The organism is Candidatus Vallotia laricis (assembly GCF_020541325.1).
Lineage (GTDB): Bacteria > Pseudomonadota > Gammaproteobacteria > Burkholderiales > Burkholderiaceae > Mycetohabitans > Mycetohabitans laricis.
In genome coordinates, this window is sequence record NZ_CP047399.1 from 308323 (window position 1) to 321628 (window position 13306).

8 protein-coding genes are annotated in these 13306 nt (G+C 42.3%); 4 read left to right on the top strand and 4 right to left on the bottom strand.

The genetic code is table 11. The annotated features are described in order from the left end of the window. Nucleotides 1-1050 precede the first annotated feature (1050 nt). Complete coding sequence (locus GKR41_RS01305; protein ID WP_226810074.1) at nucleotides 1051-2355, top strand: hemolysin family protein; 1305 nt, start codon at nucleotides 1051-1053, stop codon at nucleotides 2353-2355. Nucleotides 2356-4706: 2351 nt separating this feature from the next. On the opposite strand, the gene GKR41_RS01310 is transcribed toward GKR41_RS01305, so the two are convergent. Then, nucleotides 4707-4889: a hypothetical protein gene (locus GKR41_RS01310; protein WP_226810075.1), complete on the bottom strand. Its 183-nt coding sequence runs from the start codon at nucleotides 4887-4889 to the stop codon at nucleotides 4707-4709. A gap of 233 nt (nucleotides 4890-5122) precedes the next feature. Between GKR41_RS01310 and GKR41_RS01315 the strand changes: the two genes are divergently transcribed. Further along, nucleotides 5123-6670 (top strand): leucyl aminopeptidase, encoded by a 1548-nt coding sequence (locus GKR41_RS01315; RefSeq protein ID WP_226810076.1) that lies wholly within the window; start codon nucleotides 5123-5125, stop codon nucleotides 6668-6670. Nucleotides 6671-6705: 35 nt separating this feature from the next. Then, entirely contained in the window at nucleotides 6706-7122 is a 417-nt protein-coding gene (locus tag GKR41_RS01320) for a DNA polymerase III subunit chi (RefSeq protein ID WP_226810214.1), read from the top strand. A gap of 470 nt (nucleotides 7123-7592) precedes the next feature. Here GKR41_RS01320 and ilvD read toward each other — a convergent pair whose 3' ends face one another. Next, a complete protein-coding gene (gene ilvD, locus GKR41_RS01325) occupies nucleotides 7593-9311 on the bottom strand; it encodes a dihydroxy-acid dehydratase (RefSeq protein ID WP_226810077.1) in 1719 nt (572 codons plus the stop codon). A 772-nt stretch (nucleotides 9312-10083) separates the two neighbouring features. Here ilvD and lgt point away from each other — a divergent pair. Continuing rightward, on the top strand, nucleotides 10084-10989 hold the full coding sequence (gene lgt / locus GKR41_RS01330) for a prolipoprotein diacylglyceryl transferase (RefSeq protein ID WP_226810078.1): 906 nt from the start codon (nucleotides 10084-10086) through the stop codon (nucleotides 10987-10989). Nucleotides 10990-11994: 1005 nt separating this feature from the next. Here the strand turns inward: lgt and GKR41_RS01335 are convergent. Next, entirely contained in the window at nucleotides 11995-12303 is a 309-nt protein-coding gene (locus tag GKR41_RS01335) for a cell division protein ZapA (RefSeq protein WP_226810079.1), read from the bottom strand. Continuing rightward, nucleotides 12300-12629 carry an ATPase gene (locus GKR41_RS01340; protein WP_226810080.1) on the bottom strand — a complete coding sequence of 110 codons (330 nt, stop codon included), beginning with the start codon at nucleotides 12627-12629 and terminating at the stop codon, nucleotides 12300-12302. The genes GKR41_RS01335 and GKR41_RS01340 overlap by 4 nt, the downstream gene beginning before the upstream one ends. Between the last annotated feature and the right edge of the window lie 677 nt (nucleotides 12630-13306).

A 13306-nucleotide genomic window follows, 5' to 3' on the forward strand; every position in this document is an offset into this window, starting at 1 on the left:
ACTCAAAATCTCTTAAGTATTTATCGTCGCGTCTTGTTTATGGTGGTATTTATTTAAGTATTTATCGTCGCGTCTTGTTTATGGTGGTATTTATTTCAGATAAAAAGCTAGTAATAATACTCAATTGTACGAATGCAATTGTATTGGTGTCGACAATTATCACAATAACCTCCTAAAGAAATCTCAGCAGGGCTTTTATTTGTTAATATAAATATATAAATTCAGAATTACGCTCTTACTATACAGGCTGCTTTCCTGGGCTTTCGCTTATGTGGCTGATACAGCTTTATTGCTATTGAGGAGATCGGTTATGCTTATCGTCGCACCCGATTATAAGGCCTCTGGTTCTGCGGTTTCGAGTTACTACTCGCGCTTTGATTCAAGCGCTGAGGCAATAAATAATCTCTGACGCGGGCAACAAAAGTCAGAAATTATTTCCAGGCCTATACCATTTTCTTAGGCTCGCATAACGCATAATATGCTTGTGCTAGTCGGATATAAGCCAGACATCGTCAGCGAATAGCAATGCAGGCTAGTCATATTTATAGAATGCTAATATTACACGTTAATTTGGTATCGATCCAGTAGGGAAAGCTATATAGTCTAAATACTGCTACGGTGCATGCAGGTACTCATAACCCAGGTAATTTATGTAAAACAGAATAGGTTCTTGTATTTATACAGCTAACATGCGCTGTTTATGTAGAACAATCATATAGTCTTTTTAAGACGTCATTTGCCGAAGTATGTTTATTAATCGCGAGTGCGTCTCAGATGCCTATCGTTCTAAATTTCCCCTAAGATCTGAGGTCTTATCATAAAAAGAATGCTTTTGAGAACTATACCTCGGTCATTCTAACAATACCCTCGGTATGTTGGATCGGTATAAACTGCTTGTTATTATATCTGAGCTAGAGTTTCTATCCTGTTAGGCTTACATGTACGCTCGAGAAATCGTAATTATCTACTAATACAGCGGATATAAGTACTATGCCAACATACGATATCATCTAGTTCTCACATATCTATGAGAACTAGATCAATTTTCTGATGCAGACATTTCTAACATTTGCTGCTGTCCTGCTTTTGATACTTTTAAATGGTTTTTTTGTTTCCGCGGAATTCTCACTAGTTAAGCTCCGTGGCACTCGAGTCGCAGCTATTTCTCGCCAATATGGCTGGCGGGGACGAGTCTTATCTCGTGTTCACGCTAATCTGGAGGCTTATCTATCAGCCTGCCAACTCGGTATTACCCTTGCATCGCTTGGCTTAGGCTGGTTAGGAGAACCAGCATTTGCCCATTTTCTAGCTTTGTTATTCAACAGGTTGCATATCATGCCTCCGCTTGCAGATGCAATCGCTCTAGCGGTGGCATTTCTAATTATTTCATTTCTGCATATTGTTGCAGGTGAGCTGGCGCCTAAATCGCTCGCCATCCGGATGCCGGAGCGGGCTAGCTTGCTGACTGCTGTGCCACTATACTTATTCTACTGGATTATGTATCCGGCTATTGCACTGCTGAATGACAGCTCGAATCTTATACTTGCGTGGTTCGGCTTATTAAATGGCGGGAGTGCTGGTGAGGCTCCATATGGTCGTGACGAATTAAAACTAATTGTACGCGCAAGCCGGTGCCATCGGCAGTTCTCGAGCGACGAGCTAAATACGCTATCTCACTCACTGGAGTTTAGCGAGCTAACTGCATCAGATCTAATGCGTCCGCTGCGTGAAGCAATAAGTCTTAATATAAATTGGTCGTTTGACAAAAATTTAGAATTGGCAGCTACAAGCCGCTACAGCCGATATCCGATATTTGATGAAAGCGGTGATGAGATACTTGGTATGGTTGATATAAAAGATTTACTATTCTGTCGTCTTAAGGGACATATAACAAACGATTTGCGCGCACTCGCGCGTCCTGTACTGAAAGTGTTACCAGAGATGCCCGCACCTGAACTGTTGCAGCGATTTCGCTCAGGTTCTCCTCACTTTTCGGTAATCGGACGTCCCGGACTGAAGCCAGTTGGTTTTGTTACGTTACCAGATTTGCTTGCAGCGTTAGTTGGCCAGATCCAAGACGATACTCGTACTACTGACGTTGAATGGCAAAGACAGCCAGATGGTAGCGTAATCGGTCGTGGCAGTCTATCAATTGTTTCGCTTGAGCACTTGCTGGGTATAGATTTTGGTGAACAATCGGCTGAGTCGGTGGGTGGTATGATTTTAGATAAGCTAGGTGAACTCCCTAAACAAGGGCAAATCGTAGACTTTGGAGCATGCCTAATCACTGTCAACGAACGAGTTGGGCCACGAATTGTGACCGTTAAGGTTTGCTTGAAAATACCTGAGGCATAATAATTTAAGTGTATTTCTATTTTAGATTTAACTCACTGTAGAAACAATAACCCTTTGCACCCTTTGCGGACGTTTATACGGAAGTATAATGTATAATACAAGATATGTCTACTGTATTAGTATGTATAGTTATCAAGGTGCCTACTGTTTTAGGTGGTCTTATGATAGAGGAAGTAATTAGTTAATAATTAGATCTCATATGTGTACTGCTGTTGCCAAATATCTATTGGTGCCCGGAGCCGGAATCGAACCGGCACGCCTCTCGGCGGAGGATTTTCTTCCCACTTCGACTTTCGCCGCCGCTACTCCTAGAGTAGGCGTTCGTGGTCTGGAGCACGCCTTCACCCTGGCTTTTGCTTTAGGTGCCCGCCGTCTGCTCTCTACACCTTCTGTAGCGCTTGAGCGCTACAGCTTGGATCGGCATTAGCTCGAAATTGCATGCATTCAGGGCTTTTACCGAGTTTGACGGGTTTCACCTTCAGGATTTCTCTTGAAGGGCTCAAATTATGCTTGAGTCCCCTGCGTCTACCAGTTTCACCATCCGGGCAAAATAGAAAGACAGTTTGTGATGCATCTTACACTTATTGACTATAAGAAAATACGTACCTTAAGTAGCATACAAACTTTTTTTAGCAATTAGAACATAAGCATGTCGTAATTTAATATACTTGGCAAGTATAAAGATTTTTTCAGACTTGCATGCGAAATTATAGCATGCAAGTCTGTTGTATCAATCAGTGTAAGTTCACATAACTGAAGTTCAGTATGCCCTAAAAGACACTAGCTTAGTCGCATGTAAATCTGGCTGTCAGTTATTCCGTACGCTAGCAAGACGGAACTGTAAATCTAATCGAAGATTCGCACGTTTACAATAGTTGCGTCTGACTTTAACTTCCACAAGTTTACGAAACGTATGACTTGTGCGATTATTCCAATGTACGACATTATATCCCTACTCATACGCCTGATTGGAAGCCGCCTTAATATTGGGGATCCTAGCGCCCACAGGTGAATATCTTCAGATAATTTTCTGGCGCAGAGACTAACAATTTTTCCAAAAAAATCAATATAATCATCGTCTAACCAATCCTTGGTCTAACCAATCCTTGGTCTAACCAATCCTTGGTCTAACCAATCCTTGGTCTAACCAATCCTTGGTCTAACCAATCCTTGGTCTAACCAATCCTTGGTCTAACCAATCCTTGGTCTAACCAATCTTTACTATCGATGCAAGCACGTAAGGTGCGGACAATCTAAGACATGAAAATTGTGAACTCGGAGCTAGCAGACATCTGTGTAAATATATAGACTGCGCCGATTAGAGCGGGGATAGTAATTACATCGTAAAACAGCGACGGTATTTGAGGCACAACTCGCAAGATAGCAGATAAGAACTTAGTTGCTGCGTTTAATAAAGTGCAGTTTATTGATTAAGTCAAAAAAAGAAAAATAACCACTGCAAGGCAAATAGAACAAAATAAATCGTCAGGTAGATTTTCTTGGCGAAGTGCCTCTCATAGAGAGGTGTTAGTTAGCTTTCAGAGCTAATTCGCATAAATAAACTCTGCAGCGGTAGATAGTTACACATACGTAACTAGAACGCCAACAACAGCCCACATAATCAAATATAGTCCTAGTAACTAAACATACTTAATTATGCCTTGTTTGACCCAGGCTGGAACTAAATGTATTAGATTCAGATACGTTGTGTATATAAACACCGCAAGTACTAGATTCATCATGCAGTCATGCCATGGGTTCTAATACGCGACCGGAATTGCTAGTAGCATCAAATTTATCACAGTTAACCATAAGCTGGCTCACCATATGAATTCAGCTAGATTATTATTGCTTTGCTCACGTAGCAGCGTAGCCGTGGGTAAACTAATATTTTTAGCTGACTTACTAGTTGTGTATTCTAGATTTTACACTATAACTAGAATTCGAAAATCGACCTAACCCGGTTTTCCATCGATCGCCGTTCTTTTTTGAACAACGAAGCGGTTGCCATACGAGTGAGTCTCTGTATATCTAGTCTTAATATAATTACATTGAATTTACTATTTTCCTTATTTGTCACGAACATATTTTCAATTCTTTTTTAATTGTGGTGCACCTTTTCAATAAAGAACACCCGATGCTTCGATGTAGATTCATGAAACTGACCTAGAGTTAGTAAGAATATCTTATCGCTTGCTGGAGCGGTCTCGAATCGGATTGATTTGCCTATTTCCTATGGCCAACCAGCGAATGCCAAAAAGCAATTAGCATGACAATCGGCAAAGCAAACATTACATTTAATTAAATTAACTGGGTTAGGCTTATGCTATATAAAAGCTAAACAAGATCGATCAGAAAAAAGACGAAATCAGCATTACTGCAATATATCTGATCATCGTCAAGCCAATGAGAGTAACAACGTCTCTAGGATCAATTGCGCCCGGGGTAGCAAAACCAACGATGCGGATCATTATCGTCGTTAGTGCAAGAGTAGGCAGCACAAGAAAATGTGGCGTCCATATAAGCGAATTCACGTTGCAAATAGCGCTTAAAGATCATCTTGAATATTCGATTTCGCATACGGACTTACACTGCGGGTACCTCTACTTATAGACTATTAACGTGGGTTTTCTACGTGGATGACCATACGTAGTTGGCTTATTAAATCGGAACATCTAACGATAGCAGTGCTTCAGTAGAAGAAATGGCGGATAATTATAATTTGTTTTGAGCAGTAGCCCAATACTCTAAATTAGGAAAAACAATAATGGACTTTATCATAGAATCCTATGATTGGAACAAAGCCACGGGTAGCACTCTGCTTAATATAAAAGCGGATTGCATCGTAGTCGGCGTATTCCATGCGCAAACGTTGTCCGGTATCGCACAAACAATAGATGCGGCTACCCAGGGACTCATTAGTCGTCTAATTAAGAGTGGCGACTTAAACTCCAAAGCCGGCTCGACCATAATGCTACATGAAGTAGTGGGTATTAGTACGCCCCGCGTCTTGCTAGTAAGCTTGGGAAATCAGGTTGTTCTAAGTCCGAAGATATTTATCGATGTGTCTCGTACAGCATGGCGTGCCGTATTAGCTACGCGTGCAGCTAGTGTTGCATGGATGCTTACACAGGTGGCCGTCAACAATTGTGACGCTATCTGGGGCGTGCGTATGAGCGTGTTAACACTTCGTGAACTCACCTACAGGTATATACACACTAAGTCTAAAGTGGCATCTGATTCATCTAATGACGGCACACTAAAGACAGTAGCTATAGTTATAGACTCCGAACATACCGAACATAAAAAAGCACTGCGCCAGGCATTAGATGAGAGTGTTGCAATTGCCAATGGTATAGATTTAACCCGTGAGCTGGGTAACCTACCTAGTAATATTTGCACGCCAACGTACCTAGCCGGTATTGCGAAGCAACTAGCAAATGACTGGCAGCTAAAAGTCCAGGTACTTGAGCAAAAGCAAATTGAGATATTAAAGATGGACTCGTTTTTGTCGGTTGCCAAGGGTTCGGTACAGTCACCAAAATTTATTATAATAGAGCACCAAGGTACAAATACCAAACAAGCACCTGTCGTACTCATCGGAAAGGGCATTACATTCGATTCTGGTGGCATCTCGATTAAACCCGGTGATAGCATGGACGAGATGAAGTACGATATGTGCGGTGCTGCTTCTGTGCTTGGAACGTTCCGGGCGATTGCCGAAATAAACTTAAAGCTTAATGTCGTAGGACTAATACCAACTTGTGAGAATATGCCGAACGGCAATGCGAATAAGCCCGGAGATATTGTAACGAGCTTATCTGGACAGACGATTGAAATTTTGAACACTGATGCAGAAGGACGACTAGTTCTATGCGATGCATTGACGTATGCAGAGCGTTTTAAACCAGTCGCTGTAATCGACATTGCGACGCTGACAGGTGCTTGTGTGACCGCCCTAGGACACTATAATAGCGGATTATTCTCGAAAGATGATGCATTAGCTAACATGTTACTTGACGCTGGTCTCTATGCATCTGATCCAGCCTGGAGACTACCTCTAGAGGAGGAATATCAGGAGCAATTAAAGTCAAATTTCGCAGATATGGCTAACATTGGTGGGCGTTCAGCTGGAAGCGTGACAGCCGCTTGCTTTCTCTCACGCTTCGCACAGGCTTATCCGTGGGCACATCTAGATATTGCTGGAACCGCATGGAAAAGTGGTTCCGAAAAAGGCGCAACTGGACGCCCCGTACCGTTGCTTACGCAATTTCTAATGAATAACGCGAAGCAATGTCTACCGGAACACACTTAACCACATCTATAAATCAGCGGGGGCTCTGGTTATCAATGATCCGTGTGGATTTTCACGCTCACCTCGAAGATCCCCTGGGTTATGCATGCCGACTAGTGCGCAAGGCTTATCGGGCCACGCACCAGCTTATAGTGCTTGGTGAGCCTGCTGTGCTACGCGCTTTTGATAGGCAACTATGGATATTTTCCCCGCTGGACTTTATCCCACACTGTATGGCAGGCTCACCGCTAACTGACGATACACCAGTAATACTAACTACTGACTTAGATCAGGCGCCATTCTACCCAATCATGTTGAACCTAGGTAGCAAGGTGCCGAAGCAATTTGCACGTTTCCAGCGGCTAATTGAAATTATCAGCAATGACAAGCATGAGCTTGCAGCTGCACGAAATCGATACCGTTTCTATCAGGACCAAGGATATGCGTTAAACACGTATAAACGGGGCGAGTAACAGCCGCTAGTATGGCATCAAAACTTGAATTGATAATTAAGTTTAATCATAGTTGGCACCAACATAAGTTGGCCTCAGCGCAGTGACAAGAACAATATTAAAATCATGAGTAATGCAGCGAAAGAGTATTTATCGGCCACTTAATAACTATTATATACAATAAAATTGAGTAGTGTGATCTATACATCAAAGATTATAATCATAGCTTATGCTATAGAGCGGTGGGATCGTTGGTACCCAACAATAGAAATATATGAATTTGTTCTAAGAAGACATCTAGGGTTTCCCTAATATTCGGATCGAGACAGAAGTATAGCTACTTCTTTCATTATAGTTATCCGTATACTATGGATTGCGTTAGTATGTTACTTAACTGTCTATGTTAGATATTAATGATCTCACACCGCGGTTGAACTCAAGCATCTAAGTAGTGATCAGATACATGGGTGATTTTAGTTAGCAATATAGCCCTATACAGATTTTGGCACATAGATATCTAGGACATCTTTATCGATCCAGTCGGTGGTTGCTCCTTTGTCAGCGGGACTTGCGAGTTCAGCATACTTTGCAAGAACACCCCGGGTGTAGCGAGGCTTGGGTTGGACCCATGCGGTACGGCGGCGTGCAAGTTCGGTTGCGTCAACGTTTAATTGAAGTAGCAGCTTATATGCATCAATAGTAATCAAATCTCCTTCTTGCACCAGAGCAATTGTGCCACCTACGAAGGCCTCCGGCGACACATGCCCAACTACCATACCCCAAGTGCCACCAGAGAAACGTCCATCAGTAACAAGTCCGACCGATTCACCAAGCCCCTTGCCGATAAGGGCGGAAGTTGGCGCAAGCATTTCGGGCATACCAGGCCCACCTTTAGGACCTAAATAGCGCAGCACTATAATATCACCAGCTTTTATCTGATCCGACAAAATTGCCTTAAGCGCACTCTGCTCGTTAGAGAATATACGGGCTGGGCCTGTAATAGTAGGGTTTTTAAGGCCAGTGATCTTCGCGACCGCACCAGACTCGGCTAAATTACCTTTAAGGATCGCTAGGTGCCCCTCGCTGTATAGCGCTTTATTAATCGGGAAAATTACCTGCTGGTCGTTACGAGGTTGTCCCGGTACGTTTCTTAGTTCCTCTGAAATTGTTTTACCAGTAATTGTAAGGCAGCCGCCGTGTAGTAAATCTGCTTCTAGCAGAATCTTCAGAACCTGTGGAATACCGCCGGCCTGATGTAGGTCAGTGGCTACGTATTGCCCAGATGGCTTAAGATTGCAGATTACTGGAACGCGTTTTCGAATGCGCTCGAAATCATTAATTGACCACTGGACCTCGGCGGCACGCGCGATAGCTAGATAATGTAGAACTGCATTCGTCGAGCCACCAGTTGCCATAATGAGCGATATCGCATTTTCAATCGATTGACGCGTGATAATGTCACGTGGCTTCAAGTCATTTTGCACTGCTTGAATAAGCACACGCGCTGAAGCGCCGGCAGATGCAATTTTCTCATCATCTGGATTGGCCATTGTCGACGAGTACAGAAGCGACATGCCAAGCGCCTCGAACGACGAGCTCATAGTATTTGCAGTATACATGCCACCGCACGAACCAGTGCTAGGACACGCATTACGCTCTATTCCCTCAAAGTCTTCCTGAGTCATGCGTCCTGCCGTAAATTCGCCAACCGCCTCGAACGACGACACGATCGTCAAATCCTTGCCCTTCCAGTTACCAGGCCGAATCGTTCCGCCATAGACATAGATGCCCGGAACGTTTATTCGAGCTAAAGCCATGATGCCACCGGGCATATTTTTATCACAGCCGCCGATAACAACTACGCCATCCATCCACTGCCCCTGTACACAGGTCTCAATACAATCCGAGATCACCTCTCTTGACACGAGCGAGTATTTCATACCCTCCGTACCCATCGACATGCCATCTGAGATAGTCGGCGTCCCAAACGTCTGTGCATTAGCGCCGGTGCTCGTAATAGCAGAGACTGCTGCGTCCGTAAGCCGCTGCAATCCTGCGTTGCATGGCGTAATCGTTGAGTGACCATTTGCAATGCCAATCATCGGCTTATCAAAGTCCTCTTTTTTATAGCCGAGTGCGTAATACATTGAGCGATTCGGCGCACGGGCCACACCTTGAGTGATATTTTGCGAACGACGGTTGTGTGGCATAGTAAGGAGGCTCCTATTAATTTGGATCACAGAATGCGGCCGTACGAATTAAATGTCCAATATATTTTTGAAAAAATAAAGTTATAAACTCTTAGATACTCATCCGCCCCATGATTTATAGCAATTATGTTGTGTAGCTCCACTAGCTGAGAAGTAGAATCTAGATCTGATCGCCCACTGCTAATGCATAAGCCTGGTGTTCTTTCTTATCGAGCACTGAATATGAACTGAGCTATCTAGAATCCAGAAATTCGGGCATTAGTCCCCAGTGGCTAGAGATGACTAGTGAATACGGAGTAACAAACTAAAGAGGGGGGGGTATCAAATAAACTATAGAATTATGATCTTGCTAATTCCTCTTTCTATATAGTCATACTATTGGATCTGCTACTTACGAGAAAGTTCTTTATCTATTACTACTATTACTAGTTTTCTTCAAAACCAGCTTAGTCGCTAGATATAGCATACGATAAAGTAGAAACTTAGTAGATACAATTTACTACAAAGTGCGATACGCAGTTTACGACACATGATAAGTTGTTATAAAGATGCAGCGCTCCCCTAGATGCAAGAGCTCTGCTGCGAATGAGCTAGAGGGTCATCTCAATATAAGTAATGTCGGAATCATATTAGATCCGCATAAGAAAGCGCATGGTGGCTAGAAATTTCGCTGCGCACTTGCGGCGCATGAACTTTATATATCTATTCATATATCTAGTACTTTATGCCGCGCTGCTAATTTCCTGATATCAATTGATTTAGTATTCCCACTATGCTGATTCATCCAAATTTCGACCCCATCGCGATTCACCTCGGCGTATTATCAGTGCGCTGGTATGGGCTGATGTACTTAATCGCACTTATTTTGGCACTTGTTTTCGGCCGCTTGAGATTACGCATGCCCCATGTTGCGGAACAGGGCTGGAAAGCACATGACATTAACGATATGGTATATAATGGTATATTGGGGGCGATAGTAGGCGGCCGACTTGGCTACGTATTATTCTATAAGCCCGATTTTTACTTTGTTCATCCAGTAAATATTTTAAAGATTTGGGAAGGTGGAATGTCGTTCCATGGTGGTTTCTTAGGCGTAACGTTTTCGATGATTACGTTCGCGCACCAGCGCAAACGTATATGGCTTCAAGTTACTGATTTCATTGCGCCAATAGTACCGGCTGGATTAGCCGCAGGTCGGCTCGGAAATTTTATTAATGGCGAGTTGTGGGGGCGTGTCACAATTCCAAATGTCCCATGGGCTATGGGATTTCAGGGAGCAATTAATGAAGATCTGGGATGGATTAGATCGCATCTCCTTGAAACCACGAAATGGAGCTTGCTAGAAGTGTTTCAGCACTATCATATGTTGCCACGTCACCCCTCGCAGCTTTACGAGGCCTTCCTAGAAGGCGGTGTATTATTTGTCTTGCTTTGGAATTTCGCACGCAAGTCGCGTCCGGTTGGTGCCGTCTCAGCGGTTTTTCTGCTTAGCTATGGGGTAGTGCGCTTTGTAGTCGAGTTCGCTCGGGCGCCGGACGATTTTCTTGGATTACTTGCTTTTCATCTATCGATGGGACAGTGGCTTTCTTTGCCAATGATTTTTATCGGTCTCTTAATTCTTATCTTATCTAATCAGAAAAATGAGCGTCTGCCTAGTACATTCTTGGACAATAGATAGGGTCTCCTACCTGCTAGTGCCTAATTATCAGCACTAGCCTATCGTCTAATCATGGTAGATATGTGAGTCGTTATCATGCTTCTTGGTCTTAGTCCTGATAGCTATCAAATGGGGCTTGCTCTCAAAAAATCCAAACGAACTTAAAATCAGTTTTTTGTATCGCAATACCTAAGTTCAGCACTCTTTTCAGTACTCCTCCCATCTCGATTCGATCGTTTTATTATGTCAATCAGCAATTTACTATCCGTATTTAGTCAATATAATCTCTAAAGATTTTAGAGGCACTGACTATTACTTTTTGTTCCTAAAACACATTGAATGTATGTATACTACTAGATTCTTAATAGCCCGGTTAATTTCATATAGTGTGGGAATGTTGTTTATTATTTGAACGTAGTAACTAACCCCTAGCCTGAAATGCATCGAGATTTTGTCTATTTTTATGTAGTGTGCAGGACCCCGTAGTATCGCTAGTCAAGATCTTAACTAGAATGTGCAGTATTTAACGATATTTATTAATATAAAATATTAGACAGTCCTTGCTACAAGCTAGCATCGTGATATCTATTGAAGCAGTGTATTTGCTTGCAGCATTCCTAGCAATATCCATAATCACCTATTATAAGCGCATGTATTATCCAGAAATAGCGACAAGAGTGTAGATAATAGCAAAAGCTAGCACAGAAAAAAATTTTGTTGATCTATATATATGACTTGAATGGAATTATGCTTAAGCCAATGACGCCAAATTTTATTAGTGCTCCAGTAGTAACAATACTTTATCACATATAACATAATGCACCCAGATCTAGAAAATAGGCTATATAGCAATATATGGAGCTAAGGAATAGACATGAAGAAGCTTACGTTAATATGTATTAGCTAGTATCAGGGATCTGGGACTAGACTTTACGGCATTTCATTATTCTAAAATATAGAGGTTGTATAACTTTATGCGTTAAGCTACATATTAAATATTAATATGATATATATTTAAACTTTCGATTAATCATTTTGACGAATCACAGCCGCGAGCCGATTATTCATTTGAGCTATTGTATTCTGGATTTCCTTCGACGAGCATTCTTCACCTTGCTGTATAATCTTATTCAATTGCAGTAGTTCAGAGGCAATCGATAGCGCGGCCATTACCGCTATCCGGTCATAGCCTCGAATGTTGCTTACGGATCGGACCGAATGCATCTCTCTATCCACGCGCTCAACAGCTTCGCGTAGCGAAGGCTCGTTCTCGAGTGAAGTAGAAAGTCGGTATGATTGTCCCAGTATTGATACTTCGATTTTTTTTGTCGTCATGCGCCCTCTCCTGGGGGTCTATCTCTAGATATCATCGCTGGTATGTCATTAGTTTGAGATGAATCTATGTCGAGCACAGTATCTAACAGTTGTATGTGCGATAGTTTTTCCAGAATTGAATGCAGCCGAACTTGGGTATTGACAATTTTTTCCGACAATATGTCGCGCTCACGTTGCACTTGTTCGAGATGTACGCGAAGCGCGTCTTGTTGTAGATGTATATCTTCGAGCTGCTCTTTTACAGCTAGATGAGCTTGACGATTCCGGTCGCTGATCTCAATAAGCAGATCGATATTCTGGGATAAATTTTTAAGTTCGGTAAGCATTTAGAGGAGGCATGCTAGCGGGCTTCCAGCGGTAATCGAGCCCTACTTATATCTAGACGCAACAGTGAAGTGTCATTAGCTATTGACTCTTATATAGAGCTATCTAAATTGCAGAATTTTCTGTGTGCATTGGAACAGGTCGCACAGGTATGGGTCAAACATGTAATATGGGAGCTTGTTTACACAAGCAGGTATCTACACAGGTAGGCGTAATGGTGCCGAAAGCTAGATTCGAGAACTGTGCATGTTTAAAAAGAGCGTATACATAGTAGCAATAAACGACTACGAGCACTCGGACTTTGCATAGTTGCTTGCAACTAGGAGCCCAGATTTTACTGAATCAAATCTAGCGTCTTAAAAAGGTCAACGTTAACACGTTAGCATTATAACATATTAATTCAGTATAGTTAGTAACTATACATACTCATTCGCGCATTATAGTGGTAATTGTCTGTGCTTTAGACTAGATAGGAAGATACAAAATCTTAGAGAAGCTCTAGTATACAGGTTTAAATAAAACGTTGGACATAATAAGGTGCTAACTTCCAAGTCAATTCGACGGATATGAAAACGATAGTTTTTGATCAATTGATCTGCGAGTAAATCTACGTATAGATTATTTATCTAAAAATAATATAATCGCGCTGTCGAGGTGCGTTTGATCGTTCCTAGAAACG